The organism is bacterium, assembly GCA_023145965.1.
Lineage (GTDB): Bacteria > UBP14 > UBA6098 > UBA6098 > UBA6098 > UBA6098.
Genome location: JAGLDC010000073.1, coordinates 1 through 21648, shown reverse-complemented (window position 1 = coordinate 21648; position 21648 = coordinate 1). Strand labels below are relative to the sequence as shown.

The following is a 21648-nucleotide window of genomic DNA, read 5'->3' as shown; positions in this document are numbered from 1 at the left end:
TGAAATGAGAAAATCCTTAAGCAATCTTGTCTTGCTTGGGCTTCCGGCCTCGTATTTTTCATAGCTAATATAACCGGTGTCCGGTTTGAAATAATAGTAGTTATCAATCGGAGGTTCATGACCGGTCTGATAGTATAATTGGTAGCCTACACATGCCTCGAAATCACCCGCCGGAACAGATACTATTGGAATACCCATATCGAAATAAAACATGGTAAATGGATTGGCGAAATCCCAGGAATAGGTCAGAAAAGAGTCCATATCCTCTGCAGGATATTTAAACAGGAGCCTAGGTAAGTCAAATGCCGAGAAGCTCTCATCGAACGGGGCATATTCATAAAGTCCGGATGTCGTGTTACCCCACCAAAATGTAAATGCCGCAAAAACTGTATCCTCGGTGTATTTGGAAAACTCTATCTCCGCTACTCTTTTTTCGTTGTGGGCAAAAATATCCACAACTCGATATTTCTCGAAATAATTATACTCCTCACCGGACACAATCTCCCAAACATCGTATTCCCAAAAACTGCCCTCATGGAAGGGCCAAATAGCATTTTCAATCTCATCTGGAGGATTGTTATTTGGATCAACCGGATTATCACAGGAGACGGCTATCAAAATAAGGAATAAAGCAATAAGTAATATAGTTTTCATATCAATACTGTGTTTCGATTTCAAAGTCTGCCGAATCGATAACAGTCACAGTTATTGTGCCACTCATGTCGGTGCGATAAATTTCACCCCAGATTTCAAGGCGGGAGATGGTCTCAAAAGGTGGAAATCCGTAGCTATTACCTATTCCGCAACTAATAACAGAGTGCTCAGGCTGCAGCGTCGCAAGAATAGTCTCATTATTGCAATATCTGCTTCCATGGTGGTCTGATTGATAAAATTCTACAGGTCTAAGAGAAGTCGCAATTTGACTCTCAACGTCTATCTGGTTATCGTCGTCGGTGCCTGTTAAATCGCCACCAAGAAATAGATCCCAACCTTTATACGAGATAATAACGGCTATGGATTTCTCGTTCTCGCCTATTGGCACCATGCCCTCCGCCCCAGATGCATAACAAACAATCTGAACGCTACCATCTAGGCTTAAAGTATCACCAATATGAAGCGTCCGTCGTTGGCTTCCAACTGCTGCAATGTAATTGTCATAATCCAAGGTTGAATAATATCCTCCATGGTCGTAGCAATATCCGAAAAGAGGTATCTCATCGAGAACATCATCGACACCACCAATATGATCACCGTGCATATGACTGGCTATAACCAAATCAATCTTATCGATATTAAGAGAATCTAAAAGTGGTATAATATAATTGACAGCTCCGCCCCCTGTTGCCATATCGAACAGCATTGTTTTCCCACTCGGAGTTGTTATGAGTGTTGCATCAGCCTGCCCAACATAAATAAACCGAACAGTAAAATCCAAATCGTTTATCGGAGGTTTTGGATTGACAGCTCTGTCGCACCCGAAAAAGGCTATAGATATGATTATCGCAGTTTTTATAATCCTTTTGAATATTATAAGACTATTCCTTTTTACTTGAGATAATATGTTAACCCAAAGTATGCCTCATCACAGTTAGGGCCGTTTTCTTTATAGATTTCCGGTTCATCAGCAAAATAATGGCGCGCTGAAAGTTCAATAAGAAATCTGTCATCATCCAACCTGAAAACAAAACCACCGGTTATGGCATTTCCCTTTTCTATATCGGGAACAAAATGGAAGCGCCCATAAGGACCAACATAGGGGAAAATATAACCATAAAAAATATCATCGTATGAAGAATCGGGAATTACTTCTAGAATTTCGAAACCTAATCGAACCCCGAATACATGAGTGGGATAAACCTCTGTTCCAAAAGATATTCTGCTCGACTCGAGAGAGCCTTCTACATCATCTGTTAGCGATCGATAATCGCGAGTCATCATCTCATATTGAGCAGCAAATGTAAGCATATCCTCGACTGGTTCTGTAGAGATACCAAAAGCAGTTGTATTTTCGGCGATCTCTAATTCGACATTATCCGATTCACCGTTCGTTTTCCAGTTCGCCAAATCAACTCCAAGAACCACCGGAACATCGAGGCCGTCGCCAAGTATTCTTAACCTAAAATCTACACTAGAATAGTCATCCTTTGATTCATCGGCTAGAGTGTCAGAATCGGAGGTATAATAGTCTTCTTCCATCGCTTTATGCTGATATCCTAAAGCCCCCTTTAAATATTCTGGATAACCAAACTCGGCTTGAAACCCAAACAAATTGTCGCTATCTTCATAAGCTAAATAATCTTCATCTTTTTCGTTATTCACTTTTCCGTTAATAATTCCATAGTTTAATCCAAGAGCAAAATAGTCACTAAAATCGGGATATGTCCATCTCGCACCAAAAAGAAGCCTGTTCGCTGCGACGTTGCCCTTCAATGATGTCTTCCAGCCATTTGCATAATACATATCCTCAAACTCGGTAAAAGAATACCCACCACCGAAAGATAACGATAAACCTATCGGAATATGATAGGAAGCGTAAAATTCACCCAAGGGATCTATAGAACCAGCCCCCGTTGTAGTGGCACGCTTGGCGATGTCATCCCAATTCAATGTTGCAGCTGAATAACTATGTCGTATCTCATTGGGCCAAGGAGCATAGCCATCCTGCCATGATTTACGGATAGTTTGATAACCTCCATTAAAATTTATACGCATAGAAAAGCCGTTCTCAAATCCCTTATCTACCATTATCCTCGAAACACCATCTACCCAATACCAGGATCTTTTATTGCCATGGTCATCGTCTGGGCCACGATATTCGAGATTACGGAAGGCAACATCCATGGCGTATCTATCAGCTCCACCATATTTCTGTTGCCATTCGATCGGCACATTTAATCCCTCATTGAAATGGCTTGCGGAGAAATTTGTTCCGTTAGAAACATCGAATATATCGATAGCGTTTCCTTCTCCATCGAGAACTGAATAGATTCCGCCCATTGCATTTGTGCGGTGCCCGAAATCGGCCGAAGAATTTGGTTGGCCAAATAAAATTGAAGCTACTAAAATAAAAGGAAAAACACGGAGAACATTTTGGCTTTTCATATACTACCTATCTCTTTTACTATCAATTTATTAAGCTATATCTCTTTAAGCTTTTTCTCAAGCTCTTTAACCCGCTTAAAAAGCCCATTTAGTTGAGATACATAAACACTCTCTCGGTGAGCTTCTATGCTATTTTTAGCAGGAATACCGAAATATCTACTCCCGGCCGGAACATCGCCGGTTATTCCACTTTTTGCATAAAAAAGTGAATCGTCACCAATTTTTTGATGGCCAGCAAAGCCGACCTGACCGGCAACCATAACCCGATCACCCAATGAAGTGCTTCCTGCAAATCCCGATTGAGCAGCAATAAGACAATACTTGCCAATAATGCAGTTATGCGCAATCTGAACAAGATTGTCGATCTTGCTTCCCTTACCAATACGGGTTTCACCAAAACTTCCTCTATCGACGGTGCAATTCGCGCCAATCTCTACACTGTCCTCAATAATAAGCTTACCCACTTGCCTTACTTTAAGAATACCCTCGGGTGTAGGCGCAAAGCCGAAACCATCTGAGCCAAGAACTGTTCCGGCATGGATTATGCATTTCTCACCGATCTCAGTTTTTGAATATATCTTGACACCTGCATAGATCATGCTCTTTGGTCCAATTATAACATCTTGGCCTATAGATACTCCATCTCCAATAACACACCCCTCTTCAATAACGGAATCTGCACCGATAGCAGTGAATGGGCCGATGTAAACCCCTTCAGCTACCCGCGCCGAAGCATGAATCCTCGCTTCGGAATTGATTTGAGGTTTTGGTAGTCGTTCGGGATAAAGAATATCGACACACTCGGCCATACTTCGATGCGGGTCGGTCGATACAATCACTGCATAATTGCGCTCAATAGGAATATTCTCCTTTTTAAGCACAACACATCCAGCCTTCGTTTCAGTAAGCCACTTTCTATACGATGGATTATGCAGAAAAACAATATCCCGCGAAGAGGCAGAATTTATCGATCCAATCGAAGAAATATCCGGGTCACCGGGGCCTATAAATTCGCTGTCTAAAAACTTTGCGATTTCGCTTGCACGCATTATTCGCTTGTTCCAGCCTCGAGCTCTTCGAGAAGCATATCGGTAATATCGAGATTCTCGTCTATGTATGCAATATTGCCGCCAGCAACATCCAGAACAAGGTCGTAACCTTGGCTTTCGGCTATATCTATGATTGACTTGTTGATCTTATCTAGAAGAGGAGTTGTAAGTTCGGCGTTTCTCTTTTCCGCCCTGCCACCGGTTCCAAAAATATCAGAAAGAAATTGCTGATACTCTTTCTGCTTCTGTGAAATAAGCATTTGGCGTTCACGCTTTTTGTCCTCAGATAAAAGAAGCGATTGTTGTTCTAACTCAGATTGCATATCGATGATTTCCTTCTCGAATTTGCCAGCATCGGCCTCCCATACTGTAACATCCTTATCGAATTGAGCTTGAGCATCGATAAACTCATCGAAATCCGTGCGAATTCTATCTGAATTAATATAACCCATTTTAAAATCTGCTGCTCCGATGAAGGTCGATAGCATCAAAATAGAGCAAAGCATGATAGTTCTTAATTTCATTTTTTCCCCTTTCGGCGGTTTTGGTTTTAAAATTGCATAAATATAATCTAAATAACATTTTCGACAAGCTTTTAATTTTTTCCTTCGAAACAGTGCTTGACAATTATAGTTCGAAGCATTTTTTTATGCAAACAATATACCATAAATAGGGAGATTCGAATGTTAAAGGAAAGTATTAGTGGAGTCAGAGGGATTGTCGGTCGTGGGTTGAACCCAGAGATTCTCTTGAATTACTGTTCGGCCTTTGCCGAAATACTCGAGCCGGGTAAAATTGTAGTTGGTAGAGACAGCAGGACGAGTGGGGATGCGATATCTAGATTAGTATGCGGAACGCTTCAACTTGCAGGCAGAGAAGTTGTCGATATAGGAATTCAGGCCACGCCTACCGTAGAAGTGTATGTTGATGAAATTGATGCCGCAGGGGGAATAATAATAACCGCAAGCCACAACCCATCGGAATGGAATGCTCTTAAATTTCTTGGAAAAGGAGGACTTTTCCTCGACTCTCTTGCATTCACAGATTTACAATCTCATATAAAAAAACAACCTGCATGGGTGAAATTCGATTCGATAGGAGAAATAGTGGAGGGTAAACACCCTGTAGAAAAACATATAGATAGAGTATTGGGTTTACCCTATATAGATATCCAGAGCATTCGCAAAAGGCGTTTTAAGGTCGTTGTCGATGCTAATGGCGGCACAGGGGCAATCGCATTGCTTCCACTTCTTGTGAAATTGAATTGTAACATTATAGAGCTTAACTGTAAGCCCGATGGTTTTTTCCGCCATGGCGCCGAGCCAATTCCCGAGAATTTAACTGCCCTCGAGAAGGCTGTTATCTCCAATTCCGCCGATATTGGATTTGCTACCGATCCTGATGCCGACCGTCTCGCCTTGGTCGATGATCTAGGTCACGCTATCGGCGAAGAATACACTCTTGCGCTTGGCGTAGCTGAAGTGTTACATTTCAAACCTGGCCCTGTTGTAATTAACCTATCCACAAGTGCTATGGTAGAATCCTTAGATCAGCCAGTTATTAGAATGCCTGTCGGCGAAATAAATGTCGCTAAGAAGATGCTCGAGATAGATTCCCCATGCGGCGGTGAGGGTAATGGCGGACTTATTGTTCCTGAATGCCATCCCGGACGTGATGCTATTCTCGCAGCGGCTGTGATACTCAACCATCTAGCTCGTCAAGATAAAGCCCTTTCGGAAGCCATTGCCTGTTTTCCTAAACTCTTCATGCTCAAAACGAAAACACCCTTCGACGGCCAATTCGACAATTCCGTTTCAGGCAAATTGAAAAGCAAGCTAAATCCCCAAGGAATAGACCTCTCCGACGGCATACGCTTTTCATGGCACGATAAATGGGTGCATGTCCGAGCTTCAAACACCGAACCGATATTGAGAATAATCGCCGAAGCAGGGGAAATCAGTGAAAGCGAGAAACTCATCTCTGCTGTGAAATCCGCGCTGGCATAGCAGTTGCGTTAAAGCAGACATACTGAAGTGAATTTTTTTTAAGGAGTTCCCATGTGCGGTATAATCGGATATATAGGTCAACATGAAGCAATACCAATCCTACTCGACGGCCTTAAAAGACTTGAATATCGTGGTTACGATTCATCGGGTATAGCGTATCTTTACAACGGTAAACTCAAAACCATCAAATCAGCAGGCAAACTCGACATGCTCACCCGCAAAACAGCTAACCTCAAGGATAAAACCTGCGTTGGTATTGCCCATACACGATGGGCCACTCACGGCGAACCTAACAACCAAAACGCCCATCCTCATACCGATTGCACAGGGAAAATAGCCGTTGTGCATAATGGTATAATTGAGAATTACCGTTCACTTAGGAAATACCTCACCGAAAAAGGACATAAATTCACCACAGAAACAGATACCGAAGTTATCGCACATCTTATCGAGGATATTTATGGTGATGGCTCACAGTTGCCTTTTTGGAAAGCAATTAGAGAAGCGCTTCGTGAAGTAAAGGGCACTTATGGCTTAGCAGTTCTTTTCGAGGATGAACCAGACAAGATATTTGCCGCGAGACATGGAAGCCCTCTTCTAGTTGGAATTGGAGATGGAGAAAATCTAGTTGCATCCGATGCTTCAGCAATTATTCGCTATACCGACCGAGTGATCTATCTCGACGAAGGAACATTAGCTACAATCAAAGCAGACTCGGTAAAGATGAGCACTTTAGATGCCGAGGAAATAACACCACAAATTGAAAAACTATCCCTATCCCTATCAGAGATCGAAAAGGGAGGATATGATCATTTCATGCTGAAAGAAATTTGCGAACAACCGGATACCTTAAGGAACGCAATTCGAGGTAGATTGAATAGCGATGAAGGCGCAGCAAGACTTAACGGGCTAGAATCCTATTTTGATTTACTCCGAAATATTGACCGAATTATTATCACTGCTTGTGGAACAAGCTGGCATGCAGCTCTTATTGGAGAATATCTTATAGAAGAGCTCGCCCGTATCCCGGTCGAGGTGGATTACGCTTCGGAATTCCGTTATAGAGGGCCAATCATTAGAGATGGCGATGCATTATTCGTAATCAGCCAATCCGGTGAAACAGCGGACACGCTAGCGGCACTTCGAGAGGCAAAAAGACAGGGAGCTCCCGTTTTCGGTATCGTCAATGTCGTGGGTTCGACCATTGCTAGGGAAACAAACGCAGGAGTGTATATCCATGCCGGCCCCGAGATAGGAGTCGCTTCTACCAAAGCCTTTACAAGCCAACTAATGGTTTTAAGCGAAGTGGCGCTTCTGTTGGCGCGTATGCACGGTCTCTCGACCATCCGCGGAAGGGAACTTGTTAGCGAACTTATGGACGTTCCTAACAAAGTGCAAAAAGTTCTCGACGATGAAAGAAAAACAGGGGAAATTCGCAAGATCGCTCGAGAATACTCAAAATATAACAATTTTCTGTATCTTGGAAGAGGTTTGAATTATCCCGTCGCACTCGAAGGCGCTCTTAAACTAAAAGAGATCAGCTATGTCCATGCTGAGGGCTATCCCGCTGCGGAGATGAAACACGGTCCTATCGCCCTTATCGATAAAGATATGCCAGCAGTATTTATCGCAACTGAGGATCCTCTTCACGATAAGATTATTTCTAATGTAGAGGAGGTTCGCGCTCGAGGTGGAAAGGTTCTTGCTCTTGCTACAGAAGGTGATAAGAGAATCGCGGAGCTAGCTCAGAATATTATTTACCTTCCATCCGCCGATCCTCTTGTAATGCCCATGATTGCTGCCGTTCCATTGCAGCTTCTTGCATATTACGTGGCCGTCGATCGCGGCACAGACGTCGACCAACCGCGGAATCTAGCAAAATCCGTCACGGTCGAATAAGAGATTTCTTATTATGCTTTAAAAAATAGATTCAATTTGCCTAATCATTCACGAATCTCTCTTGCTCAAAAACAATCAGAGTTTATGCAAAGGTCATTTTATATAAACCACCATTTTCGTGGCTGTTGAGCCATTATAAAATTGCAAATGCACGAGATAGATACCAGAACCGATAGCTTTTCCCGGTGCCCAGATTATCTCCCATGATCCTCGCGGAATTTCAACACTGTTAGAATCGTATTCAGAAATCCCTTTAACAAGGGAGTCGGAAGTGCAAAAGGAATATGGAGAGAATAATTCCGCCACGCATCGACCGTTCAAGTCGAATATATCGATTTTTGGGTGCAAGGTTTCCTCGCCCATTAAATAGGGATTGGCCGACCCGGCCCCTACGGGTGCATCTATGGCAATTCTCACAGATGAATTGAAGGGATTAGGATAAGCTGTAATGCCAATATCGATTGGTTTTTTGGGGTTTGCAGATACACCAAGCGCCTCGTTTAGATTCGCATAATACAAATTGCCGCCGTAGGGCGTTCCTCCAAACCAAACAAGCTCATCCGTTAAATAAAGCTCGCTATCCGAAACAAAGCAAACAGCTTCAATTTGCGAAAGAGTAGGAAGCGTAAAAGCAAAGGTATCACACAAGAAAAAATCGGAGCCGGAAAAATCCCTAAAAATCCAGAGATACCGATATGCCAATAAGACAAGCTTGTCGCCAGAAGGGGAAATATCGGCGGCTGTCAGCTGTCCTCCACTGGCAATCGGAACACCGGTATAGTAGCTATCGACAAGCGTGGCGGAAAAGGAACCCGGTGTCTTCGGAATAGCATACCTTTTTGTATAACCTGTGAAAGGCGAACTATAATTCTTTGTGAAAAGAAAAAGCGAATCGCCATGTGAAACCAATGCCTCACAATCGAAATTCTTTTCGCTATCGGGTGGGGGAAAAGCAGTTTGGTCAGGATAATAATAATCTATCGACGAACAAGATAAATTCGCCGAACAAAGAGAATCCGGGATATTGGTTTTGTATATACACAAATCGGTTCGGGTATTGGAGTTATTTCCGCAATCTCCAATAAAAATAAACTCATCGTCGCGGGTTATATCCTCCCAATCGATGTTTGTCGCGCCATCGATTACAAAAGTTCCTAAATCTGTGCCGAGTGTATCGAAAATAAAAATCTCAGCCTCTCCCCCACTATCGTTGAAGGATAATATTCGGTTTCGCCCTAATACCTCTATACCCGATGACTCATCGATATGTGAGGGAATACTACAAATTATCCTCATAGAAAGGGTTTGAGCCAAACAAAGCGTGGCAGTTACAGCTAAAAATAATAAGGAGTTTAATATTCTCACAATTAAAGAATAATCAATTAATATGGTTTTTAAAAGCTCATTCTTTAAAATAATCTGCTATATGCCTATTTAATGTCCTTCGATAAATTTCTTTAACGCCTGCGGATAAAGCTCGTGCTCTACTTTTAGTGCCCGTTGTTGAAGGATTTCAGGTGTATCATCTTTGTAAATAGGAACTTCGCACTTCGCGATTATTGCACCCTCATCATAACCTTCGGTAACAAAATGAACCGTCACCTCGGTGGTTTTTCTGGATGAATTGAGAACTGCCTCGTGAACATGAATTCCGAACATGCCCTTACCGCCAAATTCGGGCAAAGGCCCCGGATGGATATTTACAATTCTACCTTTATATCGCTCTATTAGCTCCGAGGGGATTTTCCTTAAATAGCCTGCTAAAGCTATAAAATTAATTCCATATTCAGCAAGAGAGGATAAAAAGGCCTCAACGAACTCATCTCTCGAAGCAAAATCCTTGCTATTTATCAATAAAGTCGGAATTCCGGCGTCTTTAGCTCTTTGAATACCGAAAGCATTTGCGTTGTTCGAAAGAACGAGACCGATATCTATATCGAGGTCTCCATCTCTCACGGAGTCGATTATGGCCTGTAGGTTAGAACCGCTTCCCGAAACAAAAACTGCCAATCTCATTTTATCCATTTATTTCTCCATATTCTATACGGCCATCGATTAAAGTGGCTTCTATTTTGTAATCTCCCTTTTCTGGCATCTTTGAAAGAACAATGAAATCCGCCGATTGACCGATATTAATCGAACCTAATCCATCCTCGACACCTTCGCTCTTTGCCGCCTCAGAGCAGAACATTGAAATCGCCTCACTAAGGGTAATTCGCTGGTCTTCATTTGGGTGATCAACTGCCGAAAATATCCCATCGAGTGGATCGATGGGTGTAATATAGCTATCCGAGCTTCCAGCAATTGATATACCCGCAGACCGAAGATCGCGATACCTGTTGGTCATTCGCCACCGAGGACCGAGTCGGCGAGCATATAGTTTATCGGAACCACCCCAAAGCTTTTCGAAAACTGGTTGAACCGCAAGTGAAATTCCGAGTTCCGCTATCGCTTCTATCTGGTCATCTCGAAGCAATTCCGCGTGTTCGATACGAATTTTGGGAGGTTTATTAGCCTCGGGCATGCGAGATACGGCTCTTAATATCATATCGACTGCACCATCGCCAATAGCATGGGTTGCAGTAGATAGATTAAGCCTGCCAGAAGCCTCGAACCAGATATTCAAGTCTTTTTGAGTAATCTCCGCAACACCGCGAGTGAATGGCCTATCCGAATATGGTTCTGTAAGTAACGCGGAATGGCTTCCTAAAGCACCATCGACCATGGGCATACATCCACCGACGCGCGTGAGACCCAGTTTCTCGGCTTCTGACGGATCAAGCGTCTCGAGGCGAGGAAAAATCCTGATGGGCATGTTCAATTCAAGGAGTATCTTCATCCATTCCACGCTCGGAACAAGCGCTCCAATGGCTCCGCAACCTTTGGACAAGGCGAATTCCGAAACTGACTTGGCGGCTAAGACTAGCTTATCCTTTGGAATTTGGGATAGTATATATCTATCTGCGGATATATGCGCTTCACCGAAAAGCCAACCATGTATTTCGTCAAAATCGGCTACGACATCCAACCTAGCGGACATCATTTCTATCGCTCTAGAATTTAAACAACTTGAATGGCCGTCAATTCGCCGCAAAAAGATCGGTTTATCCAAGGATATTCCATCTAAAACATTGCGGGTTGGCAGTTCGCCATCCTCGAATGGCGAATAACCATAGCCATTTATCATATTGTGATCTAAAAGCCAATCGGACATTCCATCCATAAGGTCTTCTTCTGTGATAAACTTCCCTCCGTCGAATTCTATCATCCGAATACCTGTTTGGAAAAAATGGACATGAACATCCCAAAGAGCAGGTAGAATATATTTACCCTTCAAGTCGAAGACCGCATCTGTTCCGATTTTTTCTTTGTCTTTATATACGCGTGGTGTTATTTTATGAATAATCCCATCGCTAATTAGAAGGTCTTTACCGCTTACGAAACGCCCATCAATGAATATTGCTTGGGCATTTGAGAATTTAGAACACTCCATAATATTTATTTATGTAAAAACTCGTATCTAAGATTAGTTGAAAAATATAATGTAGTCAGGTCATCATCGTGAATATCGTGCCATTCAGGAGTGTAACTGGCCATCAAATCGAAACGAAGCCCTTTAACTAACCACCATGTAAGATACATACTTCCTTCGATGAACATAAAATCCGAATACAATGAGTATATTTCTGGAGGCTCGTATTTATAAATCCTCTTTCCAATCTCAGCCCTAGAAAAAAACCATATTTTTTTATATTGCAACCAGTCAACACCGATCTCGGCGGAAAACTCCTGATAATTATCCGTCGTAACCTCTTTATCCGCATGGTTAATAAGGTATTTAGGTGCCAACTCGCCCTTTACAAAAGAGGAAAAGTTCCATTCAATACCCGGTGCAAATTCAATAGTTTCACGGTTAGGATGGGTTTCGTTTGCCCAATCATAGCGATAACCTTCGATAATAAATCGCGGAGACAATGTTAATTTCTTGCTTATTCCAATGCTCGGACTCAAATATCCATTAACGTGCCAGTTATTACCATAGAGGTCACTTCGATTGTAAACTCGTCTCTCGGCTTCGACATCGGCTCGGATATAGTCGGAATCCCAAAATTTATCCCATGTGATATAGAAATTGTTTCTAATGTAATTTGCCTTGATAGTATCCGGAGCAAATCTGAAAGCGAATTGGTATCCAATATCCAATTCATCGTTTCCAAAGAAGGGGTTTACAACATCAAAGCGAAAACGAGAAAGTGAATAATCGTAGGAATATGACGATTCACCTGAATAAACTTTATTCTCATAGGCGATTTTTGCAGCAATTGATGTTTCATCCCAATCACGCTTGATTTTAGCAAACCCAGATCCTTTAAAATAACCAACAGAGGTAGCCTTCTCATAAGGTTTTCTAAAATCCGATGATAACTCGGTGATAAGTGAGAGATCTTCATTAAAAAAGCGCTTCCATCTGCACCAGCCGCGCCCCAAAAAACTTGAAGTCCCCCCAGATAGCAACCAATTAGCACGAATCCCGGGTTTGCCGTATTGACTTCCGACGTTCCCTTCTAAAAACAGCTTTCCCTCGTTGGAGGTCGATAGTGTATCCTCCTCAAAAAGAACATATTTTTGGGATAACGCGGAATATCCTACACCGGCTTTAAGGTTGATTCCTGAAAGTGGGACAGAAACCAGAAGCAACAACAATAATTTAATAATAGTTCTCATTAGAACTAAATTTATAATTTCTTCGAGAACAAGTCAAACAGAATATCTAAATTAATGTTAATTATAACCGACAATACTCTAAATACCGTCAACAATAAAATACAAATATATGCTATAATTACTCTTATTTCTTTTTATATCGTTGCGTTTTTAAAAAAATGAATTATCTTTGAGATATAACAAAGCAAATACTCAGGAGGAATTATGCCACTTGAAAACTATGGAGTTTTTAAAGGATATGCTGTTAATCGACTTCCCTGCAGAACCGGTTTAAGCCCATATTACCATATGCATGTTTCTGACGGCAAAAACGAATTTAGGGTTCAAATTACTGTCAAATCGGAGGCCTATCCATCAAATATAAGATATAGGGTTATCGATAATTTTAATCACCCATTAACGAGTAGATTGGGAAGATATAAAATGGGGTTTACTAATCTGGATAAAACTCCAAGCAGTGGCGCTATAGATTATATTCGGCTTAATCCTTTTAAGATGGATGAACTTATTAAACTCCCTCAGGGAAGAATAGGCCCTGGCGGCGGTTTCAATAATATAATGGACAACTGTGTCCTTTCAGCTATGGAAGATAAAGATGCTCTTGTTTATGTTTTCGGAGAAATTCACGGCCCTGGAGAAACCAAAGATAGATTTTTTGGATTCGACCCGAGTAAAACAATCCAGAATGTGCATCAAAACCAAGGAAGTTATGTCAAATGGAGTAGGGAGAATGGTGTATGGCAGGATGGCGCGCTGTTCTTTTATTATCCCAAGGATAACCTTTGGACAGCTGTTTTTGTTGTGTTCCAATCACAGTCCAGACATACCGACGACGCAACTGGATTTCCAATAGGCCCTGAACCCCTACCTATTCCTGAAAGTTACGATGATCCTGAGATACCGGACATTCCTGAAGTATATATCATGGGGGCAACTCTTCATTTCGACGGAAACAAACCTGTTGAACAAAAAGTAACCTTGCTTAATGTGACTGATAAACCTGTCGATCTAGATGGTTTCTCCATTGCGGATCTGCTTATGAATAAAGAGGTAATCACCAAAACCATTATCAAGCCGGGGCAGTTTTTAACAATTAAGCTATCGGGGAATAGCACTGTTCTTTCAAGCCTTGGTGGGATTATCACTTTACTTGATAATCGTGGATTAAAGGTGCATGGCGTATATTATAATCGCGAAGATATCAAGCAAAAACGCTGGACTTTAAGGTTTTAATTGCCAACGAATTTTTGTCCTTGCAAAAATAAAAACAAAATATTAGATTATTAGAAATTTTTTAACCCAAAATTAAATGGAGGGCACATGAAAAATCTAACTTTTATTATCGCGACTGCTTTGGCGGTAGGAACGGTTTTTGGTGGTTCTGTTAGCGGAACAGTAACCTATTCAGGAACCGAAACAGGGATGATAGTTGTTGGATGTATTGATGAAGGCAACACAACTATCGATCTTATGACACTTCCGGCAACCTCTCTTTCGGTTCCGGGTGAATACACCATTACTGCTGACACACTCATGAATGATGTTAACTACTGGTGCATAGCACTTATGCTTGTTGATATGACGCCAGCTAGCGGTAATCCCGCAGGAATGCATTCAAGCGTAGTTACTCTGACCGATGGCTCGGCCAGTGGAGTGGATGTTACCCTCGCCCCCTCTGCCAACATCGCTGGAACCATTACCTACGGCGGCGATCCGGGTGACTTATGCATCAATATTTATGATGCATATAATGAATTCTCTGGTGGTGTAGCAGAGCTTGAAGAGACTTTTTGCGTAGGCGTCGCCGATTATACTCTCTTCGACATTCCTTCCGGGCCAAAAAAACTCGAGGCTTTCGCTGATATCAACGGCAACAGCACACTCGACATCGGCGAACTGTCGGCCTTTTATGATGGACCTTTCGGAGAGATGGTAGTTGTCGGCGGAGGAGGTTTATCCGAATCCGGTATGGATATTAATCTTGGAACCGACATTATCGAAACAGTTAAACCACAGGATTACGCTATTTCTGTGACACCTAATCCATTCAACCCTTCCTGCAAAATCGACGCTCCATCCTATGTCGATATATTCGACATGAACGGAAGACTCATTAACACAATCGAAGGTGGAAGCTATTGGAATGGCACCGATGTATCTGGAGAAGCTATGCCCGCAGGCATTTATTTCGCAAAAACGTCATTTGCCGGCGTTTCAAAAAGCGCTATTCTTATTCTAGCTAAGTAATCCTCTCTTTCGCCAGATTTTTAGAGCCAGAGCCTCCGCGTTGAATCACGGAGGCTTTTCTTTGTTTATTCGGTAGCGTTGGGAACCATCCCTCCTGAAATATCACATTAATATGCTTTTAATATATTTTATTCACTGCTTGGATAGCGTGGTCGCTCGATAAGCGCGGGTAGTTTATTTCGCCGAGGTCATGATCTGTAAAATCGTGTCGTGAATAATAATTTTTAAGCCCTTGCTTTGAGACTTAAAATAAAACACATTTTCTTGTCTTGACTTATTTTTATTATATTTTTATGTTACATAGATTAAATGAATAGATGGAGGATTGAATGAATAAAAAAATAGGAATCTTGACAGGTGGAGGCGATTGTCCCGGTTTGAACGGGGTCATTCGAGGGGCGGTATATTCGGGAATTCGTAATCACGATATGGAGTTCGTCGGTCTAAAATTCGGGTGGAAGGGGCTCCTTGAAAAAATTACACAACCGCTTTCAATCAAAGATGTGAGCAATATTCTTCCTATAGGCGGAACAATACTTCGCACAAGTCGAACAAATCCCGCTAGCAATGAAGCTGAAGCGCGAATGGCTATCGATAATTTCCATAAACTCGGTCTCGATGCTATTATCGCAATAGGCGGTGAAGACACACTCGGCGCCGCGTATAGTCTATGGAAGCTCGATAATAGCTTCAATGTAGTCGGTGTGCCTAAGACAATTGATAATGACCTTACCGGGACAGACGTCACCTTCGGTTTCGATACCGCTTTAAATATCGCCACCGAGGCAATCGACCGTCTTCATACAACCGCACAAAGCCACAATCGCGTTATAGTAGTCGAAATTATGGGTCGCCACGCCGGTTGGATAACAATGGAATCCGGTCTTGCGGGAAGCGCCGATATAATACTAGTTCCAGAGATACCTTTTGATTTGGATAAAGATTTGTTCGAACCGCTTAAAAAAATGCGCGAAGATGGTAAAGAATATGCAATTATCGCAGTTAGCGAGGGTGCTAAACTTGAGATAGAAAACGACGTCGACGGTTCGCTTTTCATTGGAGATGCCGAACGCGACGAGTTCGGCCATATCCATCTCGGAGGAATTGGAAAAATTCTTGCGGATGAAATCGAGGATAAAATCGATTGGGAAAGCCGTCATGTAGTCCTTGGACATCTTCAACGCGGTGGAAATCCAAGTGCTTTCGATAGAGTTCTTTCGACAAGATTCGGAGTTGCTGCCACAAACGCAATTGCCGAAAATAAATCGGGCGTTATGGTTGCACTGCGCGGCACGGATATTGTAACCATCAAAATGACAGACGAAATTAAAAAGATAAAGAAGGTTTTTAATAGCCTTTTGGACATTAAAGACCTTTTCAGGGAGTAAAACTTTGAGGAAAACTACCTACTTGACATTCATCGTTGTTTTGGCGTCGCTTCTCGGACTTTCCTGTTCGCAAATCCCCGAGGACTATACGCCCTCACAATATAACAAAATCGCAGTGTTCGCTGTTTATCAGGAATTCGAGGAAATCGATATCGATTCGGGGAAAGATTTAATCGAAAGTATCGTTAAGATAGTTGGAGAAGCAATTGTCGGGGATTATCCCGAATGGGATGCAACCTCCGAAATGGCCCTGATAAGCGTTCGTTGCGGTTACGATGTATATTTAGTCGGGCCGGAGGATTACTTCGATGATCGGAACAACGCCGTCGAAGTCCAGCATCAAAAGAGATATATGAGTGCTATTCCCGATGATTATAATAAATATATTCGCGAGATGAAATCGATGATAGGCCCCAATATGCAGCCAGTCGCCTATTTAACCGGTTACATTCTCGATAATGAAACCGATGATATTCAGATAGAAATGCGTCGATGGGAAACCGATAGGAAAATCTTTAGCATGAATTACAAATATTTCTTAAAACACTACAACGAATTTTATTGTGGTGCCGATATTAAAAATAATTAATGGAGGAAAAATGAAATTAGCCATCAATGGTTTTGGAAGAATTGGAAGACAAGTAATGAGAATTATCTGGGACGACCCGAATATCGAGGTCGCGCATATCAACGACATTACCGACTCAAAAACTCTTGCGCATCTTCTAAAATATGATAGCACCTACGGTGTCTGGAACCATGAGGTTAAGAGCGAAGATAACGCTATTTTTATTGACGGAAAGAAAATTTTAGTATCTGCGGAAAGAGACCCCAAAGCCCTACCATGGAAAGAGGAGAACATCGATATCGTGCTCGAATCGACCGGCATATTTCGCACTCGCGAGAAGGCCGGATGGCATATCGAAGCCGGCGCTAAGAAAGTCCTCGTTTCCGCACCGGGCAAGACGCCACTCGACGGCACCTTCGTGAAAGGCGTTAATTTTGATGATTACAATAAAGATAAACATCACATTGTTTCAATCGGAAGCTGCACGACCAATTGCCTCGCGCCTATCGTTAAGATACTTCATGACGAGTTCAGAATTATCAGCGGTCTAATGACTACCATCCACGCATACACTAACGACCAGCGAATACTCGACCTTCCGCATAAGGATTTAAGGCGTGCCAGAACCGCCGCGCAGAATATTATCCCAACAACGACGGGTGCAGCAAAAGCACTTAGCCTTGTTATACCAGATATGGAGGGAAAGCTCGATGGAATGGCGGTTCGTGTGCCTGTAGCCGATGGTTCTCTCGTCGATTTAACCTGCAGAATCGAAAAAACCACTACAGTGGAGGAGATTAATGCTAAGGTTAAACAATATGCAGATAGCTCGATGAAGGGTGTAGTCAAATATTGTGAAGACCCGGTTGTTTCCAGCGATATCATAGGGGATTCGTATAGCAGCATTTTTTCACCGATGGATACTAAGGTTATGGGGGGAACATTCATAAAAGTCCTATCATGGTATGATAATGAATGGGGATTCTCAAACCGAGCAGTGGATATGATAAAGATGATGTTGTAGAAAGGGGCAAAATGTCATACTTAAGCAAGCTCACTATCGAAGACCTCTCGTGCAAGGGAAAGCGTGTTCTGATCAGAGTGGATTATAATGTCCCTCTCGAAAATGGGATTATTCAGGACGACGGCAGGATAAGAGCTACACTTCCGACAATCCGCAAGATAATCGATGATGGCGGAATCGTATTTCTTTTGTCGCATTGTGGCAGACCCAAGGGCCGTAGGAACTCCGATTTAAGCCTTCGACCAGTAGCCGAAAGACTAAGTGAACTTATTGGGCTCAAAGTAAAATTTGTTGACGATTGCATTGGTCTCAAGGTCAAAGAAGTGAGGGCTTCCGCTCAACCCGGCGATGTTATTTTACTCGAGAATTTGAGGTTCTATCCCGGCGAGGAGGAAAACGATGAAGTCTTTGCGCAGAAATTAGCTGGCGATGCAGATATATATATCGATGATGCCTTCGCAACAACTCATCGCAAACATGCCAGCATGGTGGCAGTTGCCAAATTCGTTCCTGTTTCGGCGCTGGGCTATCTTGTTCTTCGTGAGATGGAGATGCTTGAGGGACTCGTTGCAAACCCAAAGCGCCCATTTATTGCAATAATCGGAGGAATCAAAGTCTCCTCCAAATTGGGTATGGTTGAATATCTTCTCGACCGTTGCGATGAGATACTCATCGGTGGTCCTATGGCTTGCACATTTTTCGAGAGCCTCGGTGTAATGTCCGGTTCATCTTTCTGCGAACATGACAAAATAGACGTCGCTCACCAGATTCTCGAAAAAGCCGGTTCGATGATACCAAATTCCGGTAAGCTTCTTTTACCACTCGATGCTATCGTTTCCAACAAAATTAGTATGGAGGGAACTAAGGTAGTTGCTTCTTACGATAGCATACCAGAAGATCTCACTATAGCTGACATCGGCCCTGATACAATCGCTAGATTTAAGAAACAACTCGAAAGCGCACAAACAATTATTATGAACGGCCCCCTGGGAGCGTTCGAGGTCGATAAATTCTCTCATGGCACACGCGAGATATTTAAATCACTAGCCGAACGATATGAAAACGGCGCTACTGTAGTTTTGGGAGGTGGCGATACAACATCGGCGGCAAGGAAATACGGGATGGAAGACAGAGTCACTCATATCTCGACTGGCGGTGGAGCTTCGCTTAAAGTTCTCGAAGGTAAACCATTACCAGCCATCGAGGTTTTAACCGAAAGGAAAAACATTGGATAAAAAAAGACGCCTTTTCATTGCTGGCAATTGGAAAATGAACTTAACCCTGCAGTCGGCAACTGAGCTTGCAGCTTCTATTGTTGAATACTCATCTGCGGCCAAAAAAATTGATATTGCAGTTTTTCCTCCGGCACCATTTATCGAGAAAATTGCTTCGATTATGCGATACTGCCCGATCGTAGTAGGAGCACAAAATATTCATCCCGAAGTTGCTGGCGCATTCACTGGAGAAATATCTGCAAAAATGGTCTTGACATGCGGTGCTGAGATGGTTATTTTAGGTCACTCCGAACGACGACATATCTTCGGAGAAAAGGATTCTTTCATATGCGCTAAGGTTAAAAAGGCAATGAAATCGAGATTGATACCTGTTCTTTGTATTGGAGAAACCCTCGAACAGAGAGAATCGGGGGAAACTAATCGAGTTCTGAAAAACCAGCTTTCCGCTTCACTCGATGGAGTGTCTATCGAATTTGGCCAAAACCTGGTTTTAGCATATGAACCGGTATGGGCAATAGGGACTGGGCTTGTAGCTACACCTGAGCAGGCACAAGAAACTCATGCTTTTATCCGGCTCTGGATGTCTGAGAAATACGGTAAATCGGGCGATGATTGTCGCATCCTATATGGTGGTAGTGTTAAACCCGATAATGTCTATGCGATACTTGAAAAAAAGGATATCGATGGCGCGCTTATTGGAGGCGCAAGTCTTGAATCTAAAAGTTTCGGCGATATAATAAACGAAGCGTTAAAAATTTAATGATGGTAAGAAAATGGTTTATGTTGTTGTAATATTTCATCTTTTGGTCGCGATAGCCCTTGTTGTTTCGATTTTGTTGCAATCAGGTCGCGGCGGTGGTTTGGCCGGAGCTTTAGGCGGAACAATGAGCGCTGGTTCGGTTTTTGGCGGCCGTGGTGCTAGCGATCTGCTCGCTAAAATTACCACTGCGCTTGCTATAGTATTCGTTGTCCTTACTCTAGCGATTAATATCGTTGGTACCAGGCCATCTAGCACCAGACCCGATAGCGTAATTACGACCGAGGCAAAGAAGAGACCCGCCTCCAGCGGAATGCCTTCTACTGCGCCTCCGGGGCAATTACCCCAAGGGATACCCGAAGCGGGTCAATAAACGAGTTGAGTATATCGCCGAGGTGGTGGAAATGGTAGACACGCATGGTTGAGGGCCATGTGGGCATTTAGCCTGTGCGGGTTCAAGTCCCGCTCTCGGCATAAGTATAAAATCAATGGCGTAAGTCATTGATTTTTCTTATTATAGGAAAGACAGACAAACGCTATGTCACCAATTTGACACAGGAGGTCTCATGGTATCAAAGTATAAAAGGGGGAAGTTTTGGTATCTTAGCTGATATCAAGATGGAAAGAGAATACAAAAATCGACTGCAACGGGCTTGGTGGCTATAGCTAAGAAACTAAGGTTAGAAAAAGAAAAAGACCTACTACTGGGTAAATACGTTAAAAAATCGATGCAAGTATCCGAGTTACTTAATCATTTCGAAGATACGGTGAGAGCCCGGCATAAAGCAAGGACTGCCCGTCGATATATTGAAATTATTGCACATATTAGGTGTTAGAATTCCCAGGGTTATTTACAGTTTATCGGGATAAAAATACTCGATTAGTTTTTCCATTGGAGTAAACCCCCCGATACCTTTATGTGGTTTTACCGAGTTATAATAGTTGAGATAACGCTTGAGTTCATTGATTCTGTGTGCGGATGAGTTAAATCGAGTTTTATCATGCCATTGCTCCATAATTGTTCGTATAACTCTTTCGGCTTTTCTGTTTGTCCTGGGCGTTCTTACCCGCGTAAACCCTTGCTCTATCTTATGTTCTTTGCATGTTACCATGAACTCGTGATGATTTGGGTTTCCTTTGTATTCTCTGCCATTGTCGGTGTAATACAGTTCTGCGGTATAAGCACACTCGTCCACAACTTGTTCAAGAAAATTCGCTGCCGAGTGCTGGGTTTTATCCGGCAATATAGCGGCAAACAGTTCCCGGGAGAAGTCGTCGATTGCAACGAAAAGATATTCTCTTTTTTCCTTTGCTTTCTGGCCTTCGATGAGGGGAAGCCTTTTTGTGTCTCCATGAATCATCTGCCCCGGATAATCTTTGTTATAGCGCTTTGCCTGTCGTTTAAGGCGTTCCTCGATTGCTCTCTCGACTTTCTCGAGTCGCCTTATTCCGTATTTAAGACAGCGAAACCGAGCATTTGTGCTCTTATGTATCGAAAAATCGTTCTGACGGCCTCGCTCTAATATCTTGTAAACTGTGAGCCTCGAAAAATGATAATCTTGTGCAAGGTCGCAGACTCTTCTGTTCTTCTTGAAATGAGCGTCATAAATCTCTTGTCGTTGGATCGGTGTTAGCCGAGTCCGTTTGT

The 21648-nt window shown here is 42.6% G+C and carries 20 protein-coding genes and 1 tRNA gene; 11 read left to right on the top strand and 10 right to left on the bottom strand.

The features are described 5' to 3' along the window. The 5 genes from KAH81_07205 to KAH81_07185 all read right to left on the bottom strand — a co-directional run. On the bottom strand, window positions 1-654 hold a 654-nt coding region (locus tag KAH81_07205), incomplete at its 3' end, for a hypothetical protein (GenBank protein MCK5833440.1). A 1-nt stretch (window position 655) separates the two neighbouring features. Beyond that, the gene (locus KAH81_07200) at window positions 656-1435 is read right to left on the bottom strand and encodes an MBL fold metallo-hydrolase (GenBank protein MCK5833439.1); all 780 of its coding nucleotides are present in this window, start codon (window positions 1433-1435) and stop codon (window positions 656-658) included. Window positions 1436-1545: 110 nt separating this feature from the next. After that, entirely contained in the window at window positions 1546-3102 is a 1557-nt protein-coding gene (locus KAH81_07195; GenBank protein MCK5833438.1) for a hypothetical protein, read from the bottom strand. 35 nt (window positions 3103-3137) lie between these two features. Beyond that, window positions 3138-4151, bottom strand: a complete 1014-nt coding sequence (gene lpxD / locus KAH81_07190) for a UDP-3-O-(3-hydroxymyristoyl)glucosamine N-acyltransferase (GenBank protein MCK5833437.1) — start codon at window positions 4149-4151, stop codon at window positions 3138-3140. Further along, window positions 4151-4675 (bottom strand): OmpH family outer membrane protein, encoded by a 525-nt coding sequence (locus KAH81_07185; GenBank protein ID MCK5833436.1) that lies wholly within the window; start codon window positions 4673-4675, stop codon window positions 4151-4153. The genes lpxD and KAH81_07185 overlap by 1 nt, the downstream gene beginning before the upstream one ends. Window positions 4676-4834: 159 nt before the next feature. Between KAH81_07185 and glmM the strand changes: the two genes are divergently transcribed. Both glmM and glmS read left to right on the top strand, forming a co-directional pair. Continuing rightward, on the top strand, window positions 4835-6157 hold the full coding sequence (glmM, locus tag KAH81_07180) for a phosphoglucosamine mutase (GenBank protein ID MCK5833435.1): 1323 nt from the start codon (window positions 4835-4837) through the stop codon (window positions 6155-6157). 51 nt (window positions 6158-6208) lie between these two features. Then, window positions 6209-8056, top strand: coding sequence for a glutamine--fructose-6-phosphate transaminase (isomerizing) (gene glmS, locus KAH81_07175; GenBank protein MCK5833434.1), 1848 nt, complete (start codon window positions 6209-6211; stop codon window positions 8054-8056). 93 nt (window positions 8057-8149) lie between these two features. On the opposite strand, the gene KAH81_07170 is transcribed toward glmS, so the two are convergent. From KAH81_07170 to KAH81_07155, 4 genes are all read right to left on the bottom strand, one after another. Next, window positions 8150-9421 (bottom strand): hypothetical protein, encoded by a 1272-nt coding sequence (locus KAH81_07170; protein ID MCK5833433.1) that lies wholly within the window; start codon window positions 9419-9421, stop codon window positions 8150-8152. A 69-nt stretch (window positions 9422-9490) separates the two neighbouring features. Then, entirely contained in the window at window positions 9491-10081 is a 591-nt protein-coding gene (gene purN / locus KAH81_07165) for a phosphoribosylglycinamide formyltransferase (protein MCK5833432.1), read from the bottom strand. Next, window positions 10074-11549 carry an amidohydrolase family protein gene (locus KAH81_07160; protein ID MCK5833431.1) on the bottom strand — a complete coding sequence of 492 codons (1476 nt, stop codon included), beginning with the start codon at window positions 11547-11549 and terminating at the stop codon, window positions 10074-10076. Before KAH81_07160 ends, purN begins: the two co-directional genes overlap by 8 nt. Window positions 11550-11554: 5 nt before the next feature. Beyond that, a complete protein-coding gene (locus KAH81_07155; GenBank protein ID MCK5833430.1) occupies window positions 11555-12781 on the bottom strand; it encodes a hypothetical protein in 1227 nt (408 codons plus the stop codon). Between the two features lie 204 nt (window positions 12782-12985). On the opposite strand from KAH81_07155, the gene KAH81_07150 reads away from it, so the two are divergent. The 9 genes from KAH81_07150 to KAH81_07110 all read left to right on the top strand — a co-directional run bounded on the left by KAH81_07150 (window position 12986) and on the right by KAH81_07110 (window position 20474). Continuing rightward, entirely contained in the window at window positions 12986-14014 is a 1029-nt protein-coding gene (locus KAH81_07150; GenBank protein MCK5833429.1) for a DUF2278 family protein, read from the top strand. 87 nt (window positions 14015-14101) lie between these two features. After that, window positions 14102-15028 carry a hypothetical protein gene (locus tag KAH81_07145; GenBank protein MCK5833428.1) on the top strand — a complete coding sequence of 309 codons (927 nt, stop codon included), beginning with the start codon at window positions 14102-14104 and terminating at the stop codon, window positions 15026-15028. Window positions 15029-15357: 329 nt separating this feature from the next. Continuing rightward, the gene (locus KAH81_07140) at window positions 15358-16416 is read left to right on the top strand and encodes an ATP-dependent 6-phosphofructokinase (GenBank protein MCK5833427.1); all 1059 of its coding nucleotides are present in this window, start codon (window positions 15358-15360) and stop codon (window positions 16414-16416) included. A 4-nt stretch (window positions 16417-16420) separates the two neighbouring features. Next, window positions 16421-17005 carry a hypothetical protein gene (locus tag KAH81_07135; GenBank protein MCK5833426.1) on the top strand — a complete coding sequence of 195 codons (585 nt, stop codon included), beginning with the start codon at window positions 16421-16423 and terminating at the stop codon, window positions 17003-17005. A 10-nt stretch (window positions 17006-17015) separates the two neighbouring features. After that, complete coding sequence (gene gap / locus KAH81_07130) at window positions 17016-18008, top strand: type I glyceraldehyde-3-phosphate dehydrogenase (GenBank protein MCK5833425.1); 993 nt, start codon at window positions 17016-17018, stop codon at window positions 18006-18008. An 11-nt stretch (window positions 18009-18019) separates the two neighbouring features. Beyond that, window positions 18020-19243 (top strand): phosphoglycerate kinase, encoded by a 1224-nt coding sequence (locus KAH81_07125; protein MCK5833424.1) that lies wholly within the window; start codon window positions 18020-18022, stop codon window positions 19241-19243. A 34-nt stretch (window positions 19244-19277) separates the two neighbouring features. Continuing rightward, on the top strand, window positions 19278-20003 hold the full coding sequence (locus KAH81_07120) for a triose-phosphate isomerase (protein ID MCK5833423.1): 726 nt from the start codon (window positions 19278-19280) through the stop codon (window positions 20001-20003). A gap of 13 nt (window positions 20004-20016) precedes the next feature. Then, window positions 20017-20373 carry a preprotein translocase subunit SecG gene (secG, locus tag KAH81_07115; GenBank protein ID MCK5833422.1) on the top strand — a complete coding sequence of 119 codons (357 nt, stop codon included), beginning with the start codon at window positions 20017-20019 and terminating at the stop codon, window positions 20371-20373. Between the two features lie 16 nt (window positions 20374-20389). Further along, window positions 20390-20474, top strand: a tRNA-Leu gene (locus tag KAH81_07110). A 377-nt stretch (window positions 20475-20851) separates the two neighbouring features. Here the strand turns inward: KAH81_07110 and KAH81_07105 are convergent. Continuing rightward, window positions 20852-21361: a transposase gene (locus KAH81_07105; protein ID MCK5833421.1), complete on the bottom strand. Its 510-nt coding sequence runs from the start codon at window positions 21359-21361 to the stop codon at window positions 20852-20854. Between the last annotated feature and the right edge of the window lie 287 nt (window positions 21362-21648).